This is a genomic window from Lactobacillus sp. ESL0680, from assembly GCF_029392855.1.
In the GTDB taxonomy this organism is placed as follows: domain Bacteria; phylum Bacillota; class Bacilli; order Lactobacillales; family Lactobacillaceae; genus Lactobacillus.
Genome location: NZ_CP113945.1, coordinates 716,112 through 733,195, shown reverse-complemented (window position 1 = coordinate 733,195; position 17,084 = coordinate 716,112). Strand labels below are relative to the sequence as shown.

The 17,084-nt window shown below is 40.5% G+C and carries 16 protein-coding genes; 1 reads left to right on the top strand and 15 read right to left on the bottom strand.

Going from position 1 to position 17,084, the window contains the following annotated elements; all coding sequences use genetic code 11:
- Positions 1–6 precede the first annotated feature (6 nt).
- The 5 genes from OZX58_RS03620 to OZX58_RS03600 form a co-directional block, all read right to left on the bottom strand.
- On the bottom strand, positions 7–2,172 hold the full coding sequence (locus OZX58_RS03620; protein ID WP_277141555.1) for a penicillin-binding transpeptidase domain-containing protein: 2,166 nt from the start codon (positions 2,170–2,172) through the stop codon (positions 7–9).
- On the bottom strand, positions 2,172–2,534 hold the full coding sequence (ftsL, locus tag OZX58_RS03615; RefSeq protein WP_277129751.1) for a cell division protein FtsL: 363 nt from the start codon (positions 2,532–2,534) through the stop codon (positions 2,172–2,174). The genes OZX58_RS03620 and ftsL overlap by 1 nt, the downstream gene beginning before the upstream one ends.
- Before the next feature lie 12 nt (positions 2,535–2,546).
- Entirely contained in the window at positions 2,547–3,494 is a 948-nt protein-coding gene (gene rsmH, locus OZX58_RS03610; protein ID WP_277141553.1) for a 16S rRNA (cytosine(1402)-N(4))-methyltransferase RsmH, read from the bottom strand.
- Positions 3,495–3,497: 3 nt separating this feature from the next.
- Positions 3,498–3,929, bottom strand: a complete 432-nt coding sequence (gene mraZ / locus OZX58_RS03605; protein ID WP_277141551.1) for a division/cell wall cluster transcriptional repressor MraZ — start codon at positions 3,927–3,929, stop codon at positions 3,498–3,500.
- 170 nt (positions 3,930–4,099) lie between these two features.
- Positions 4,100–4,426 (bottom strand): DUF3397 domain-containing protein, encoded by a 327-nt coding sequence (locus tag OZX58_RS03600; RefSeq protein WP_277129754.1) that lies wholly within the window; start codon positions 4,424–4,426, stop codon positions 4,100–4,102.
- Positions 4,427–4,518: 92 nt separating this feature from the next.
- Between OZX58_RS03600 and OZX58_RS03595 the strand changes: the two genes are divergently transcribed.
- Complete coding sequence (locus OZX58_RS03595) at positions 4,519–4,656, top strand: DUF4044 domain-containing protein (RefSeq protein ID WP_277129755.1); 138 nt, start codon at positions 4,519–4,521, stop codon at positions 4,654–4,656.
- A 32-nt stretch (positions 4,657–4,688) separates the two neighbouring features.
- Here OZX58_RS03595 and mreD read toward each other — a convergent pair whose 3' ends face one another.
- The 10 genes from mreD to ezrA all read right to left on the bottom strand — a co-directional run bounded on the left by mreD (position 4,689) and on the right by ezrA (position 16,967).
- The gene (gene mreD, locus OZX58_RS03590; RefSeq protein WP_277141549.1) at positions 4,689–5,222 is read right to left on the bottom strand and encodes a rod shape-determining protein MreD; all 534 of its coding nucleotides are present in this window, start codon (positions 5,220–5,222) and stop codon (positions 4,689–4,691) included.
- Positions 5,222–6,073 (bottom strand): rod shape-determining protein MreC, encoded by an 852-nt coding sequence (mreC, locus tag OZX58_RS03585; protein ID WP_277141546.1) that lies wholly within the window; start codon positions 6,071–6,073, stop codon positions 5,222–5,224. The genes mreD and mreC overlap by 1 nt, the downstream gene beginning before the upstream one ends.
- A gap of 49 nt (positions 6,074–6,122) precedes the next feature.
- A complete protein-coding gene (locus OZX58_RS03580; protein WP_277141544.1) occupies positions 6,123–7,127 on the bottom strand; it encodes a rod shape-determining protein in 1,005 nt (334 codons plus the stop codon).
- A gap of 97 nt (positions 7,128–7,224) precedes the next feature.
- Entirely contained in the window at positions 7,225–7,848 is a 624-nt protein-coding gene (locus tag OZX58_RS03575) for a JAB domain-containing protein (protein ID WP_277141542.1), read from the bottom strand.
- 36 nt (positions 7,849–7,884) lie between these two features.
- Positions 7,885–8,565, bottom strand: a complete 681-nt coding sequence (locus tag OZX58_RS03570; protein ID WP_277141540.1) for an HAD family phosphatase — start codon at positions 8,563–8,565, stop codon at positions 7,885–7,887.
- Positions 8,543–9,823, bottom strand: a complete 1,281-nt coding sequence (locus tag OZX58_RS03565) for a folylpolyglutamate synthase/dihydrofolate synthase family protein (protein ID WP_277141538.1) — start codon at positions 9,821–9,823, stop codon at positions 8,543–8,545. Before OZX58_RS03565 ends, OZX58_RS03570 begins: the two co-directional genes overlap by 23 nt.
- 1 nt (position 9,824) lies before the next feature.
- A complete protein-coding gene (locus OZX58_RS03560) occupies positions 9,825–12,464 on the bottom strand; it encodes a valine--tRNA ligase (RefSeq protein WP_277141536.1) in 2,640 nt (879 codons plus the stop codon).
- A 269-nt stretch (positions 12,465–12,733) separates the two neighbouring features.
- Positions 12,734–13,951 (bottom strand): tRNA uracil 4-sulfurtransferase ThiI, encoded by a 1,218-nt coding sequence (gene thiI / locus OZX58_RS03555; protein WP_277141535.1) that lies wholly within the window; start codon positions 13,949–13,951, stop codon positions 12,734–12,736.
- A 3-nt stretch (positions 13,952–13,954) separates the two neighbouring features.
- Positions 13,955–15,112 (bottom strand): cysteine desulfurase family protein, encoded by a 1,158-nt coding sequence (locus OZX58_RS03550; protein ID WP_277141532.1) that lies wholly within the window; start codon positions 15,110–15,112, stop codon positions 13,955–13,957.
- 139 nt (positions 15,113–15,251) lie between these two features.
- Complete coding sequence (gene ezrA, locus OZX58_RS03545; protein WP_277141530.1) at positions 15,252–16,967, bottom strand: septation ring formation regulator EzrA; 1,716 nt, start codon at positions 16,965–16,967, stop codon at positions 15,252–15,254.
- Between the last annotated feature and the right edge of the window lie 117 nt (positions 16,968–17,084).

The following is a 17,084-nucleotide window of genomic DNA, read 5'->3' as shown; positions in this document are numbered from 1 at the left end:
TTGTGTTTACTCCTTTAAATTAATTACAATTTTGGTTTTGGACTTGAGCTTGGTCTTGGGGGCAATGCTCTGCTTATCGACAGTACCACTACCTGAGATCTTCAGCTTAACACCAGTTAATTCCGCAAATTGCCGTAAATCATCTAGTGTCCAGCCTTTCATATCCGGACAGACAATCTTGCCTGAAGTCAAAACAAACATTCGCTTGCCAGACTGTTCTTTTTGCCCCTTAGCATATGACTGAGCAGTAATTTTATCACCTGTACCAATTTTAACAATTCTCAAGCCTACTCGTTGTACTTCCTGCTCAGCAGCCGAATAAGTAAGACCTTTCAAATCGGGAACTTTAACTACGGTTGAATTATCTTGATCGTTTTTTGCCATTAAGATAATTTGCCGCATCATTGGCTTGAAAATTGATGACAAAATAGTTTCTGCTGGTTTACTCATCTGCCGTGGCTGCTTCAATGTGATATAAATGCAGTAACGTGGGTGCTTGGCTGGGGTGACACCAACGACTGAAAAAGTATAGTTGCTGTCGCCCTTTAAGTAGCCACCGCCTTTAGGATTAGCAATCTGGGCTGTCCCCGTTTTGACAGCAATACTTGCATTATCCATCTTGTATGCATAACCCGTACCAATTCGTTTGTTAAGTACTCGCCGCATATTGGCTAAGACTGTTTTGGCTGTCGCTGCAGAATACACGGGCTGACCCACATTTTTAATTTGGTAACCAGTAATTGTCTTACCATCAGGGTTCGTTACTTTTTCAACAAATTGCGGCTTTACCATTTGACCATCATTTGCCAAACTGCTAAATGCCTGCATCATTTGCATCACATTAACATTGACCCCTTGGCCAAAGCTAGTTACTGCTTGATCGATCGGCGACTTGAAGGCTAATAGTCCCACTTGTTCACCTGGTAGAGTGACGCCCGTCTTTTGCCCAATATGGAACTTGCGCAAATATTTACGCCAAGTTTTGGCACCCATCTGCTGTTCAATATGAACAAATCCCGTATTACTTGAGCGCGGAAAGGCTTGTGAAAACGGAATGCTGCCCCAACCAGAAGTTTGCCAGTCGTGAATTGTCGACCCACTAACAGTAACTGATCCAGAATTATAGTACTGATACGGATGATAATTACCACTATTAACTGCGGCCGACAAGGTCAAGACCTTGAAAACTGACCCAGGCTCATATGTATCTTGAACCAAAATATCGCGATATGACTTGGACATTCCCTTCTTAGTCTGCGGATTAAACGTTGGCCGCTGTGACGCAGCAAGCACCTTACCCGTTTTCATATCTTCAACAACTGCTGTCATTGAAACAGGATTATAAGTCTTCTGCACATAAGTTAAACGATCTTCCAAGTAATCCTGCAGCTGCGAATCAATCGTTAAGTAAAGATTATCACCATTTTTGGGTGCCTGATAATCCTGTGTACTATTCGGCGTTTGGTAATTAGAAGCATCAACTGACGAAATCCGGTACCCATCTTTACCAGTCAACAAGTCATCATACCAAGCTTCCAAGCCCATTGTACCCGTCAGATTTTCTGAGTTCGTTTTCTTATTATATTTTGGCGTTGCAATCCCAACAACGTGCGAAGCAAAGTTACCATTAGGATACAGCCGCGCCGGCGTCTCAAAGAATTTAATCCCTGGCAGCTTCATCTGCTCAATTTTACTTTTATCTTCTTTAGTTAAACCGCTGCCTGCAGCGCCAAATTGCACTTGAAAAGCTGTATGAGCAGGATTTAGATAATGCAAAATTGTGTCCGCCGAAAGTGGCAAAACCTTAGCTAATTTTTCTGCCGTTTTTTCTTTATTAACTACATATTCAGGCTTATTGTGATAATTAATCGAAGTCTTATCCAAAATCGCATACACAGTATATAAATGTGAGTCTTGAGCAACCGCCAGGCCATTACGATCATAAATTGTGCCGCGATTGGCCTTTAATACCTCATTGCGCTTATATAATTGCTCTGTACGCTGGCTTAAATTCTCACCACTAACCTTCTGCGAGATACCAATATATAAAAATCTACCTGTAAATACAAGAAAAACCAAAGCTACAGCTACTTGGAGAAATCTCCCTACTGTGAAGCGGTAGCTGTGGGCTTTGGATTTTTGTAATCTTAAATTACTAATGCGTTTTTTCATTAGTGAATAGTCCTAATATTCTTTTCAATCAGAGTTAATCCCTTACTGCGCGCGATCTTATTCATCCGCGCACTTGAAGTTAACTCACCTATTTCTTGATGTAAATCACTTACTTGACTTTGTTTCTTAGCAACTGACTGTTGCACGTTGGTGAGTTCATGTTGAGCTGAAGTAGCAGAAATACTAGAAGAAACTAACAGGGTCATCAGACCTAAAGTTATTAAGGTTCCCAATACAAGCAGAGATTTTTCAAAAGCAGACCAAGTAACGCGGCGGTGGTCAAGCACCATTCGCTGCTGAGTTTCTGTTTCCGTTTGCTTATTAGGATTAAACTCTATTTTTCTCGCTAAATTATCAGCCATCTTTTTTCCTCTTTACAATTTTTCCGCAACTCGCAATTTTGCACTGTGTGAGCGGTTATTGTCATCTAACTCTTTATCTGAGGCAACGATCGGCTTGCGATTAACCAAACGAAGCGTTGGCTTCATACTGTCTGGTATCATTGGCATTCCGCGCGGTACCTCAACCTCAGAATATTTTTTAAAGATATTTTTAACGATCTTGTCTTCGTCAGACTGAAAGGTAATTACACTAATTCTGCCATTAGGCTTCAAAAGTTTAATGGCTTCCTCTAGTGATTCTCTAAGAACATCAAGCTCATGATTAACAGCCACACGTAGTGCCTGAAAAGTCTTTTTAGCTGGATGTCCTCCCGTTCGTCTTGCATATGCCGGGATTGCTTCCTTAATCAAATCCACCAATTCAAATGTTGTTTCAACTGGCTTAATTTGTCTTCTTTCAACGATTTTACGGGCAATTTGACGTGAAAATTTTTCATCGCCATATTTGTACAAGATAGCTGCCAAGTCCTTTTGACTTGAATTGTTCACTAATTGGTAAGCATCAAGGGTCTGGCTTTGATCCATCCGCATATCTAATCGAGCATCAAAGCGGTATGAAAAGCCGCGTCCTGCTTGATCAAATTGAGGTGAAGAGACACCTAAATCATAGTAAATTCCGTCAATGCCATCTGTATAACCCAGCTCAACCAGGTTCTTTTGCAAATGACTGAAATTGTCGTGAACTAACTCTAACCTAGGATTACTGTTAGCCTGCAATAAATCAGTAAAGTTTAACTTAGCCGATTTTATTGCGTATTCATCTTGATCAAAACCAATCAATGTTCCACGTTCAAGCTTACTTAACAGGTAGCTCGCGTGTCCGCCACCGCCAAAAGTTGCATCTACATAAAGACCATCGTTTTTTGGTTTTAAATTATCTATTGTTTCGTGTAAGAGTACACTGGTGTGTTTGAATTCCATAATTTATAGTTCAATATCGTCCAAATCTTCTGCAATATCATCATAATTTTCGTTCGCTTCATCACTGAAGTTTTCCCAGCGCTCCTGAGACCAAATTTCAATTCGGTCAGAAACGCCAACGATGACACATTCTTTAGTCAGGTTTGCGTGCTTCTTCAATGTTGTGGTCAGATTGACACGCCCCTGCTTATCGAATTCGCATTCCATCGCACCAGAGTAAAACAAACGCGTAAAACTACGCGCATTTCTCTTAGTCAACGGAAGTTGCGCTAACTTGGCTTCCATTTTCTGCCATGCCTCGGTGGTATAGCCGAAAATACAGCCTTCCATTCCGCGAGTGAATACCATTTTCTCACCAATCTGTTCCCGCAAGCGAGCCGGTATAATTAGCCGCCCTTTGCTGTCAAGATTGTGATGATATTCACCCATGAACATGGTCTAGCCCCCTTCCAATGAATAATTTACCACACTTCACCACTTTCTACCACAATTTCCCCAAAAAAGTCCGTTATTTAATTATTAAATTAATTTTAAGCAAAAAAAGGCTAAAATCCATTGAATTCTAGCCTTTTTATCAGATATTAATTTTTAAAAATTAGTGGGGATTAAATCATCATTACCAGCAAACCGAGATACCAAAAAATACTGCAAACGGTTAAATAATTCCAAATTTGGTATAGTGTTTTTCCAAGTGAAATGTTTTTATTTTTAATTGCCTCACTAACGGCAACAATAATTACCAAAATAAAGAAGACAAAAAAGCCGTATGGCAGAAAACTAGGTCTTTTTTCTACCTTTGTAATAAAATAACATGCCAAAATCAAAAAGAGTGGCAAGACATCATAACCGCGAAATTGTGCCTTAGGGAAAAATCTGTTCAGGACAAACGCTAAAGCCAAACCAGCAAGCGGCAATAAAAAGACAAAAAGCATGATAATTCCTCCATTACTTATTTTATCTTACTACGTAATTGAAAAAAACTCCTAATAAGAATAAAATATTGTTCAAACAAGGAGGTCAACCAATGGCACGGAGAAAGAAGAAAAAATCAGGATTTCAAAAGTTAACTATTATAATGGCATGGCTGATGGCATTCATCACTTTAGCAGCAATCGTTGCTCAAGTAGCAATCGTATTGGTTAACAACGGTACATTCGGTTAAAAACAAAAGCGTGAGAATTTTCTCACGCTTTTTTAGTGTTGATAATTATCTAAATTAACCATAAACGGATAATTGCGTGCTAACCGTCCCCAAATTGAATACGATAAAATCACAAAAAGAAACGACCAAGCTAATGTCGGCAATAAACTAAAAAGCATCGCCTTAGGTGAAACAGCAATTATGCCAACAACATTCAATATCAGCCAATTATAGACACAAATAAGAATAACTCCAAGTAAAACAGCGAGTGATCTTGCCCAAAAGACTTCCGGTAAAAATCTTGCTGATTTCTGCAAGAGCCAAGTTACTACTGGTAAAATAACCGCATACGCACCAATGATACCAAAGAAATAAATATCGGCAACAATACCTGCTCCCAAAGCCAACCAAATTTCTTTACCATTTAAGTCATCAAATAGGGCAATCAGCATTATACCAATTGGCATGATTAAACAGGCTGCATCACCGTAAGCCATGAATTGATGCAAAAATAATGCCAAACTGCCGTCAAGTACCAAAGCTACATATAAGGCAAAAGCCAAAATAAACTTGCGCCAAGACCGCATTAGTCTTCCACCTTTCTCCTGATGACCGTTACGACAGAAGGATCATTTAACTCACCTGCTGGCGTAATTTTAATCAAATCGGATAAGCCAAAGGAATCATGAGTTGTTCGGGCAATTGTCCCAACTAAAAGTCCCTTAGGAGAATTGCCGCCCATTCCGCTAGTATAAATTTTGGTTCCTTGCTTTAACTTATTACTATCAAGTGCCTGCGTAAAGGCCAAAGAATTATTGCCAACTACGGTAATAATGCCATGAACCTTTTTGCCATTAGTTGCTGTCGCCTCAACTGCAAACCGATTAGCAGCCTTATCGCTAGTTGTAATTAATTCAACCTTAGAAGAAGCTGCACTGACTTCGACAATCCTGCCGATTACGCCCCCGCCGCTCATCACGGCCATATTCTTACGCAATCCAGATGTTGTTCCCTTATTGATTACCAATAAATCTGACCAATTATCAGGCGACCGTGAAATAACTGAGGCATTGATTAAGTCATAGTCAGTCAATGTTCCCTTAATCTTCAAGGCTGATTTCAATTGCTTATTTTCAGCTTCTAAGGTTTCATTGCGTGCTTTAGTCTGATCTAAATCAGTTACCTTACTCTTTAAATAATTATTTTCATTCTGTGTATTCAGCAGTTCATTGACGTTGCTTAACCCTCCAGAAACCAGACTGATCGGAAAATCAACCACTCTAGTCCCGACTGCTACAACATCATTACCTAAGCTTTGAATGATTAGCGGCGTATTGCGTTTATTACGTAAATGAACACTGATACCCAACACAGAAAAAATAGCAATAATAACAACACATACCGTTAATAATTTTTTATTCTGTAGAAATTTTTTCATATGGGATTGATCCTAAAAGAAAAGCCGGCAAAAACAGCCGGCTTCAGTATTATTTGCGACTTCTACGCATTAATTCAATATTTTTAAGTGATTCACCGGTACCAATTGCTACACAATCAAGTGGATCTTGGGCAATAAATACTGGCACTTTAGTAGCCTCAGAAATAACATCTGGAAGGTTCTTAAGTAAAGCACCACCACCGGTCAACACAATACCGTGATCGATTACATCAGCTGCAATTTCAGGAGAAGTTTGTTCCAAAGTTTCTTTAATCGCAATAATAATATCTTGAACGACGTCTTGAATTGCCTTAGCAACGTCAACTGCCTTAACATCAACTGACTTAGGTAAGCCAGTTACCAAATCACGGCCACGAATATTAACTGATTCAATTTCCTTGGCCTTTTCAACTGAAGCTGAACCAATTTGAATCTTAATATCTTCAGCAGTTCTTTCACCAATTAATAAATTAAAGTTGGAATGAACATAATTAACAATTGCTGAATTGAACTTGTCGCCAGCTTGACGAATCGAAGTTGATGAAACAATCCCACCAAGTGAAATCGTAGCAACATCAGTAGTACCACCACCAATATCAACAACCATTGAACCAGTCGGGTCCATTACTGGAAGACCAGCACCGATTGCTGCAGCAAATGGTTCTTCAATGACGTACGCTTCACGAGCACCAGCAACACGTGCAGCATCAATTACTGCCCGCTTTTCTACTTCTGTAACTCCTGATGGCACACAAATCATTGCTGATGGCTTGGAATTACCAACAGTCTTATCAATAAAGTACTTCAGCATTGATGCAGTTGTATCGTAATCGGCAATTACACCGTCTTTCATCGGGCGAATTGCAACGATTGTAGCAGGTGTTCTACCAATCATTTCTCTGGCTTCAGAACCAACTGCGATTACTTTATCAGTCCGGGTATTCTTTGCCACAACGGAAGGCTCTCTAAGGACAATCCCCTTACCTTCCATATAAACAAGTGTATTGGCCGTACCCAAATCGATACCAATATTTTTTGCTCCAAATCCAAACACGAAAATCTCTCCTTAATTATTGCAGTCTTTAAATCTTGAATAATTATAGCACAAAGCACTGTTTAAAAAAGAATTCCGCTGCAAGTTTTAGACGAATTTAAAACAATTCATGCTCACGCATACTCAAAAATTGGTTTTTTCCGACAATAAAATGATCTAAAAAATCGATCTGCAACATGGCTGCAGACTCATCAAGCATTCGCGTTAACTTAAGATCGCTCTGCGATGGCACCAAATTGCCACTAGGATGATTATGAACAACAAACATCCCTGCACAAGCATAGATCAGACCCCAGCGAAAAATCTCTCGCGGATGAGCCACTGACTTATCAATTGTTCCCTTAAATAAACACTTCTCAGCGATAATATGGTTACTATTATCAATATAAATCGCCCATAATTCTTCCTGCTTATGACCTGCAAGCTTATCAGCTAAATATGTTCCCACCTCATTGCTTGAGGTTAAAACAGCTTCACGATCTGGAACTGTACTGCGCAAACGGTCAATTAATTCCTCGCCAACTACCGCTAATTGCGGATTACAGTCAGGACCTGAGAAATATTTAATCAAATCATTAAAGCTGTTTAGGTGCAACTGGGCTAATCGGGCTTCTAACTCTGTTAAGTCGTTTAAGCCGCTTGCCCGCAACTGATTAAATAAACTTCCTAGTAATTCAATATCGGTCTTTACTAAATAGTGATTGGACTTGATGATTTCCATTCAAATCACTCCCTTCACTATTTACGTACGCCAAAACTACTTAACTTTTTCTAGAAATTCATTAAAATCATGACAAATTAACGTTGCGTTTGTTTGATCCTCTTTAGTTGGCGGGAGTAGGTCTGGAATCATAACACATTTCAGTCCGGCATTACTAGCTGCGGCAACCCCAGTTGATGAATCCTCAAAGGCCAGCAAATTTTGCTTAAGAATATTTATTTTTTGCGCAGCCCACAAGTAGATATCTGGTGCTGGCTTAGCCTTTAAGTGATGCTTTTGGACGTCATCATAATTTAAGTGAAACTGGAAATAATTACGAATTCCCGTCGCCCACATTTCCTGTTCAATATCTTTTTCATAATTACTAGAAACAACTGCAAGTGGCAAGTTAAGGTCATAAAATGTATCAAGTGCCCGCTGAACTCCCGGCTGCAGCTTGAGCTTACCAGCCGCAATCCATTGCTCTACTAATTCATTAGTTCGTTCAATGAAACGCACACGTTCTTCTTCGGTTTTGAAATAACGCTGATAAAATGCCCGCATTTCCTTTGTAGTCGAGCCGACCAATTTTAAATAAGTATCATCGGGTGTCCCCAAATGATCTTCTTTCGACGCCTGAATATTAGCCTGCCAGTATAAATTTTCGGAATTAACCAGCAGACCGTCCATGTCAAATAAGATTCCCTTGATTTCTTCACCAATTCCTTGAACGCGCATTTGTGGCCTCCAATTGCAAAACTTCGCCGACAAGATAAAAGGATCCTGTTACTAGCAGTATATCATTCGGCTGACTATCCTGCTTTAATTGGGTAAAGCAAGATTGCCAATCTGAGTGGTAAGGATATTTTGCCTGCACTGTAGGTGGAAAGTCCGCCTTTTTAGCAGCCCGCGGATATGCAATTGTCGTCAGTTCTACTTGATCTGATTCTTTAAACAGAGAAAAGACCTGCGTCAAATCCTTGTCTTTCATCATTGTAATCAATACCCGGACCTTGCCTTGCCGCCTTGCCTGCTGCTGGTGAACAAAATCAAGCAGGTTTTGCATTGCCTGCATATTATGCGCCCCATCCAAAATAATTAGGGGTTGCTCCTGTAAAATTTGATAGCGACCCGGAATTATTGTTTGATTAATCGCTTCTTCAATTTTTGAATTACTCAACGCCAAATTAAGCGTGCTGAAGGCGCGAACGGCAACAGCAATGTCGTAGCCCTCAACTTCTGGTCTAATGGCAAAGGTTAATTTTCGCTCTAAGTCCTGGTAATTTATCTGCACAGAATTACTTACCGTAAAGTCTTGTCCTAACTCAAATAGCGGTGCTTGTTCTTCCTTAGCCTTGTTCTTAATGATTGGCAAAACTGTTGGTGGTACATTCCCAACAACAACTGGCCGCTGATTTTTAATTATTCCACTTTTTTCACGGGCAATATCTTGAATTGTCGGACCAATAACTTGTTCGTGGTCAAGGCCAACAGTAGTAATAATACTAACTTCCGGCTTGATAACATTGGTTGAATCGTGAGTACCGCCAATTCCCACTTCAATTACGGCATAGTTACATTTTTTTTGGGCAAAATAGGTAAAAGCCATCACTGCTTCGTATTCAAAGGTAACTAACCCAAATTCTGGGTCTGTCTGCCTAATTTTTTGCAAAACTTCCTCAATCAAATTGCTAGTCGCTACCAAATCGTCATCACTAAGATTTTGACCATTTAATTGAATCCGTTCACCAAAAGCAAAAATATATGGTGAGACAAAAAGGCCAGTCCTTTGACCGGCCTTTTGTAATAAATTACTTAAATAATACGAAGTAGAACCCTTACCATTAGTGCCCGTGACGTGCAGCATCTTAACTTTATCTTGCGGGTTATCTAATTCTGCCAAGACCCTTCTAATAAAGGTTAAGTCTCCCTTGGCATGAAACTTAGGTAACGAATATAAATAAGATATCACATCTTGCGCTTTGGTAAAAATCACATTATTTACTCTCTTTCAAATCCTGAATCCGTTGACGGACACTAGCTAATTGACTTTCATAATCAGCCTTCTTGGCCTTTTCCTTATCAATAACGGCGGCTGGAGCATGAGCAACAAAGCCTTGGTTAGCTAATTTCTTAGTTGAACGAGCAACTTCTGCTTCAAGGTCTTGCTCTTCCTTTGCCATCCGTTCGATTTCGTCATCAACGTTAACTAATTCAGACAACGGAACAAAAATCTGGGCGCCAGAGATAACTGCTGTTTTAGCTAATTTTGGTGCAGCCATTTCTGTGGCGATTTCTAACTTCTTCGGATGCAAGAAGTTCTTAACGTAGTCTGCGTTGTCTGTCAAAATCCGTTCATTTGCGGCATCATCAAGTTGAATCATGATATCAATTGGTGATGACATTGGCGCATTAACTTCCATACGAATATTCCGGACTGCCTTGATAACTTCGATCAAGAACGACATATCACGGGTAGCTTGAGGGTTAACAAATTCACTGTGAGTTTCAGGATATTTGGCAACCATGATTGACTTGCCAGCGTGTGGCATTGACAACCATAATTTTTCAGTTACAAACGGCATGATTGGGTGAATTAACCGCAGAATTTGGTCAAGAATCCAGATTAAATTATCCTGCTTTCTTGCCTTCAATTCAGCATCATCACCATTTAAAGCAACCTTAGAAATTTCAATGTACCAATCACAGAAGTCATTCCAAATAAAGTTGTACAGTTCACGGCCAGCTTCACCAAACTTATACTCGTCAAACAAACGAATAACTTCACCCACGGTGTGATTCAATCGGTCAAAGATCCAGCTATCAGCTAAGTCAAACTTGCTGGTGTCAGGCATATGAGCTGGTTGAGCATCTTCTGGCAGGTTCATGATTACAAATCGTGATGCATTCCAAATCTTGTTAATGAAGTTCCAGGCTGCAGCTAACTTCTTCGGGTTGTAACGAGTATCTTGACCAGGAGCAGTCCCGTTCAATAGGAACCAACGCAATGCATCGGCACCATATTCGTTCACAACATCCATCGGGTCAACCCCGTTGCCCAATGACTTACTCATCTTGCGTCCTTGCTCGTCACGAATTAAGCCGTGAAGAACAACATCCTTAAATGGACGCTCATCAGTAAAGTGCAAACTCTGGAAAATCATCCGTGATACCCAGAAGAAAATAATATCATAACCGGTAACTAAAGCATTAGTTGGGAAGTAACGTTTAAAGTCTTCTGAGTCTTCATCAGGCCAACCCATCGTTGAAAATGGCCACAAAGCGCTTGAGAACCAAGTATCCAAAACATCTGGATCTTGATCCCAGTTTTCAATATCCTTAGGTGCTTCTTCACCGACATACATTTCGCCAGTCTTCTTGTTGTACCAAGCTGGAATCCGGTGTCCCCACCATAGTTGCCGTGAAATTACCCAGTCATGAACATTTTCCATCCAGTGTTCAAGTGTTTGTTCGAAACGTTCAGGAACAAAGTTAACCTTATCGTCAGTCTTTTGGTTAGCTAAAACCTTGTCAGCTAATGGCTTCATCTTAACAAACCATTGCGTTGACAAACGCGGCTCAACTTGAACACCTGAACGCTCTGAGTGACCAACGGCGTGGACAATTGGCTTAACCTTAATCAAGTAGCCTTGTTCCTTCAAATCAGCAACTACTTGCTTACGGCAGTCAAACCGATCCATACCAGCATACTTGCCACATTCCTCGTTCATCGTACCGTCATCGTTCATTACGTTAATCCGCTTTAAGTTATGACGGTTTCCTGTGGCAAAGTCATTCGGGTCGTGAGCCGGCGTAATCTTTACCAGACCAGTACCAAAGTCTGGATCAGCATGTTCGTCTTCAATAATTGGGATATGACGACCAACAAGTGGCACAATCAATTCTTTACCAACAAAGTCCTTGTAGCGTTCATCCCCAGGAGCAACCGCAACGGCCGTATCACCAAACATTGTTTCTGGCCGGGTCGTTGCAATTTCAACGAAGCCTGAGCCATCCGCAAACGGATATTTGATGTGGTAAAAGGCACCCTTGTCATCTTGGTGAATAACCTCAATATCACTCAAGGCTGTCTGCAAAGCTGGATCCCAATTAATAATGTATTGGGCGCGATAAATTAAGCCTTCATTATATAATTGAACGAATACCCGCCGAACAGCCTTAGACAAGCCTTCATCTAAGGTAAAACGTTCACGGGAATAATCAAGTGATAGACCCATTTTGGCCCATTGACCCTTGATAATATTGGCGTATTCATCTTTCCAGTCCCAAACTTGCTTGACAAAAGCTTCACGTCCCATTTCGTGACGATCTTTGCCTTGCTTGCGCAATTTGGCTTCAACTTTAGCTTGCGTGGCAATTCCCGCATGGTCCATTCCTGGCAAATACAAGGTATCATAACCCTGCATCCGCTTAAAACGAATCAAGGTATCCTGAATTGCGGTATCCCAAGCATGGCCCAAGTGTAACTTACCAGTTACGTTTGGTGGGGGAATAACAATTGAATATGGATGAGCCTTTTTATCACCTGACGGCTTAAATAAGTCCTCATCTAGCCAAGTTTGGTAACGACCATCTTCAACTGCCTGATGGTCATATTTTGGCGCCAAATCTGTCATATAATTTCCTTCTTTCTGATAATAAAAAATCGTCCTAGACGCTATGTCTAGGACGATTTACTAACCGCGGTACCACCTAAGTTAAGCAATTACTGCTTCTCTTACATCGTGATAACGGCGAAATTTGCCGGATTAACTTACTGTTAGTTCAGTCAATCAGTTAAAACCAAGCTACCAATTAACTTTCGGCCTTGCACCATTTTAGCCTTTCTCTGTTTGTAAAGTTAATACCTCTTGGTTATTGCTTTGCTAGTTATTATAGCACTTTTTTACAGTAATGCAGCATCTTCTTCAGCTTTATCAGCCAAAAACTTGTCATCAGGGTAAATTGCCGTAACTTCGATCCCGGCAAGAGCCCGTTCAATTAAGCCATCAACATCAAGACGAGCTTCATATTCACGAGCCTTGTCAACCTTTGGCTTGGTCTTTGGCCGCGGCGGGGCAAAAATAGTACAGCAATCTTCGAATGGTTTGATAGACAAATCAAAGGTACCAATGTCCTCAGCCAAGCGAATAATTTCGGTCTTGTCCATTGTCGCTACTGGCCGCACAACAGGAGTGGTCGTCACATCGTTAATTGCCATCATTGATTCCAAAGTCTGGGAAGCAACTTGACCAACTGACTCGCCATTAAAGATTGCCAATTCGTTTCTTTTAGCCCGAATTTCATCGGCAAGCCGCAACATAAACCGACGTTGAACCGTCATTAAGTAACCTTCTGGCACTTTTTCTTTAATCGTCTCTTGAATTTCCGCAAACGGTACGGCGATAAAATTAATCCGGCCAGCATAATTTGCCAAGATACCAGTTAATTCCTTTGCCTTGTTCAAGGCTTTTTCTGTCGTGTAAGGTGGACTAAAGAAGTGGACCATTTCAATATCAACGCCGCGCTTTAAAGCTAGGTATGATGCAACCGGCGAATCAATTCCGCCTGAAAGCATCATGACAGCACGACCACCAGTACCAACAGGCATCCCGCCGGCACCGTGCAGTAATTGGTTAGAAATATAAATTGCATCTTGGCGAACTTCAATGCGCAATACTAGGTCAGGGTGCTTCATTTCTACCTTTAGGTCGGGCATATTTTCAAACAAATAATCGCCAACCAATGAGTTTAACTCATTGGTATCATAGGCAAAATGGTGGTCACTACGCTTAGTGTTAACTTTAAAGGTCATGCCCTTTTTGAAAGTTTCCTTCATTAAAGCTAAAGATGTTTCTTCAATTGCCTGCAGCGTTTTTTCTACCTTAATTGTTGGTGAGTAAGTTTGAATCCCAAAGACCTTTTTTAACCGTTGGTCGATTTCAGTAAATGGTGCCCCATTCAAAACAATGTGCATCCGGTCATGACGCGGATGGATTTCAACTTGCGGGAACTTACGCAGCACCTTGGTTACGTTACCGGCAAGCTTACCAATGAAGTCCTTCCTGTTCTTTCCTTTTGTCGATAGTTCGCCGTAGCGGACCATAATTTCCGTATATTCCATTAATTATTCTCCCAAGTGATTAATTTTAGCAAAATGTTGATAAATCTTATCAAAAACAGCGATAAACTCATCGGCTTCTTCTATGGTGTTGCTTTCATCAAAGCTTAACCGAATAGCACTAGTCGCAATCTTATCATCAACATGCATTGAAACTAATGTGCTTGCCTCATCAGTCTTAGTTGAAGCACAAGCAGAAGTTGTTGACGTGTAAATGTCATGTTCTTCTAAAGTATGAACTAGAGTTTCTCCGCGAATACCTTCTAAGGCAAAACACAAAATGTGCGGCGTGAAATCATCACTAACCGGCGAGAAAATCTTTATTCCTGGCTTATCCTGCAAGTAATCAACAATCTTACGTTTAATTGCTGCTTCATGGTTAGCCTTATCTGCTTCATCAGTTAGTAACAGCCGCACTGCTTTAGCCATTGCCGCAATTGCCGGCAAGTTTTCAGTACCAGAACGCAGGCCCTTTTCTTGTCCGCCGCCATCGTGGAGCGGTGACAGCATCTTGCCTTCTTTTTTATATAAAATACCAATACCACGTGGCGCATGGAACTTGTGCGCCGACAAGCTGGACAGGTCAACCCGCGGTGTAAATACCCGCGGCCAAATGTTCTTGCCCAGAGCCTGAACATTATCAACGTGGAATTGGATTGTCGGGTAATTCGTTAATAAATCACTGATGGCCTCAATCGGTTGAATGGTCCCAATTTCATTATTAACACCCATAATCGAAACCAACGTTGTATCCGTATCAAGAGCGTTCCGCAAATCGTTAACATTCACGCGGCCTTCCTTATCAACCGGAAGCCGTGTCACGCGATAACCTAAGTTTTCTAACGCATTAAAAGCATTGGCAACCGAAGCATGTTCAACACTTGAAGTAATAATGTGTTTACCGAATTCGCGCTTCTGAATTGCTGTCCCCTTGATTGCCGTATTGTTAGATTCGGTTCCACCAGAAGTAAAGAAAATTTCATCCTGCTTAGCACCCAACAGGCTTGCAATTTGTTTGCGCGAGCTTGTCAGTAACTGATAAGCTCGATCGCCCATCTTATGTAAACTAGACGGATTCCCCCAAATATTTTGCGCAACTTGATCGTAGGTAGCTAACACTGCCGGATCAATCTTAGTTGTCGCACTATTGTCAAAATAAATCACAAACCTTACTCCCCTCAAAAAAGCCTACTGAGGCACTTCTTCAACTTATAAATTGTAACTTAAATATAGCTTTGCTTCAATTAATATTAATTTTAAAGTAAAAACAGCTCTAGGAAATTCCTAAAACTGTTTTAAAGATTTATTCAACCTTTTTATCGGAATAATATAAATTCTCTAATCGTTGGTATGACCCAGGTTCTGCCTTCTCAATCGCTGTCGCAATGGTATCTAAAGCTTCCTTATAATTATAGTCTTGACTATAAAGCTGCATTGTCTTCTTTTGGGCCCGTTTAATTGCATCATTATCCGAATACTTATTAGAGTATTGCAATGTCAACTCAACCAGATCAGCAGAATTAATAATATCGTCAGCTTCACGTTTTAAACGCTCAACATCATCAGAAATCTGAATTAATTCGTTGGAAATCTTTTCCATATTAATTCGCACTTCACTTAATTCCTTGGCAACATGACCAATCTCATTAATTACCAGAGTATACATTTGTACAAACGTATCAGGATTACCCGGCAGTTTTTTGCGTTCTAAGCGTCGATAGACCAAAGAAACTTCCTGCTTGAAGCGGTTGATTGAGTCGTTAGCCACATTTTCCGAATCATACAGACCGTCGACATCTTCTGACATTTGCTTTTGCTGTTCGCCAATTTCTCGTAAGCGTTCCAGCATTGCCAGCCAGGAGTCCTTGATTTCAGAATAAACACCCTTGCCATCAGCAACGTTTTGCGTATCAACTGTATATTGCCGGTTCATGTCGTTTACTTCTTGCTCAAGTTGGCGGCTCTTTGCTAGTTCGCCGTGTGTCAACTCGTAGCTCTCATCAATGTGGCGCAATTTGGCAACCAAATTCTTGGATTCTACCTGTTCACGCGATAATAAGCGTTGAATTTTATCCTGGTTTTCCTCGACAAATGGCCGTGCCTTATATTCCTTGGCTAAAACATCATAGAGACTGGCAATTTCCTGCTTGATTTCCTTAATATACTTAGACAATTCTAATAATTTTAGTTCCGTTAAAAATTGCCCAGCCTCAGTAACCTGATCCCGAATTTCTTTGATTTTATCCAAAATATCAATTTCAGTAATGTAGTACTTGTTGGCCATCATCTTTTTATAGGAATCCGACAACTCCCGCAATTGATCTTGAAAAACTGAATCTAACTCATGCCGACTTTCCTTAAGCTCCGGCAATTCTTCTTGGAGCGTTGTCAAGGTTGCCTTGATCTTTGATAAAATCCGCTTAGCTTCGACCTGATCGCCCTGAGATGATAAGTTCTTGGCTTCAGTAAAGTCATTTTCCAAACTTGACAAGTTATTTTCAATCTGATCTAACGCGGTACCATAATCAAACGAATCAGCAAGCACATTCTTGCGTAATTGGTGATAAATCTTAATCAGGGCCTCATACTGCACCTGATTTTCCCGGTTGGATTCAAGCAATTCCGTGAAAACATCCTTGGTATTCTTGGCATCATCAAAGGTTTGCTTCATGATTGCCTGCGCCTGTTTAATATTTTGGTGCGACTTCAATAAACGGTAGTGAACATTTTCATCAGCCGCCTGTTCCAGCAACTTTTGTACCTGCGGAATTTTCTTACTCGTTGCTTCCTGATAACTCTTGCGCCAAGTTGTTAAGGTAGTCAGGCTTTCGCCCGCAAGATCCATTTTATTTAACCGGTCAATATCTTGTTGCAAATGCATTTTTTCAATTTTAGTAATTAAGTCGTCCAACTCCAAAATTTCCCGCAATTGACGGCGGTTAATGTAGAGCATGAGGGCAACAACAATTAGAATAAGCAAAACTGCAATTACTACGATTATAGATTGGGTTGGTGACATATTTTCTCCTCCAAAACTACCCTTTATTATAACAAACTTCTCACTTACTGTGGGCTGTAGTTTTAAAGATGTGTACAATTTAATTGAAAAAATATCATTTTTTAAGCATAAAAGCAG

What these genes read in the sequence shown, in the direction of transcription:
- OZX58_RS03620 (WP_277141555.1), bottom strand. Translation starts at nt 2,172, where the DNA reads ATGAAAAAACGCATTAGTAATTTAAGATTACAAAAATCCAAAGCCCAC.
- ftsL (WP_277129751.1), bottom strand. Translation starts at nt 2,534, where the DNA reads ATGGCTGATAATTTAGCGAGAAAAATAGAGTTTAATCCTAATAAGCAA.
- rsmH (WP_277141553.1), bottom strand. Translation starts at nt 3,494, where the DNA reads ATGGAATTCAAACACACCAGTGTACTCTTACACGAAACAATAGATAAT.
- mraZ (WP_277141551.1), bottom strand. Translation starts at nt 3,929, where the DNA reads ATGTTCATGGGTGAATATCATCACAATCTTGACAGCAAAGGGCGGCTA.
- OZX58_RS03600 (WP_277129754.1), bottom strand. Translation starts at nt 4,426, where the DNA reads ATGCTTTTTGTCTTTTTATTGCCGCTTGCTGGTTTGGCTTTAGCGTTT.
- OZX58_RS03595 (WP_277129755.1), top strand. Translation starts at nt 4,519, where the DNA reads ATGGCACGGAGAAAGAAGAAAAAATCAGGATTTCAAAAGTTAACTATT.
- mreD (WP_277141549.1), bottom strand. Translation starts at nt 5,222, where the DNA reads ATGCGGTCTTGGCGCAAGTTTATTTTGGCTTTTGCCTTATATGTAGCT.
- mreC (WP_277141546.1), bottom strand. Translation starts at nt 6,073, where the DNA reads ATGAAAAAATTTCTACAGAATAAAAAATTATTAACGGTATGTGTTGTT.
- OZX58_RS03575 (WP_277141542.1), bottom strand. Translation starts at nt 7,848, where the DNA reads ATGGAAATCATCAAGTCCAATCACTATTTAGTAAAGACCGATATTGAA.
- OZX58_RS03570 (WP_277141540.1), bottom strand. Translation starts at nt 8,565, where the DNA reads ATGCGCGTTCAAGGAATTGGTGAAGAAATCAAGGGAATCTTATTTGAC.
- OZX58_RS03560 (WP_277141536.1), bottom strand. Translation starts at nt 12,464, where the DNA reads ATGACAGATTTGGCGCCAAAATATGACCATCAGGCAGTTGAAGATGGT.
- thiI (WP_277141535.1), bottom strand. Translation starts at nt 13,951, where the DNA reads ATGGAATATACGGAAATTATGGTCCGCTACGGCGAACTATCGACAAAA.
- ezrA (WP_277141530.1), bottom strand. Translation starts at nt 16,967, where the DNA reads ATGTCACCAACCCAATCTATAATCGTAGTAATTGCAGTTTTGCTTATT.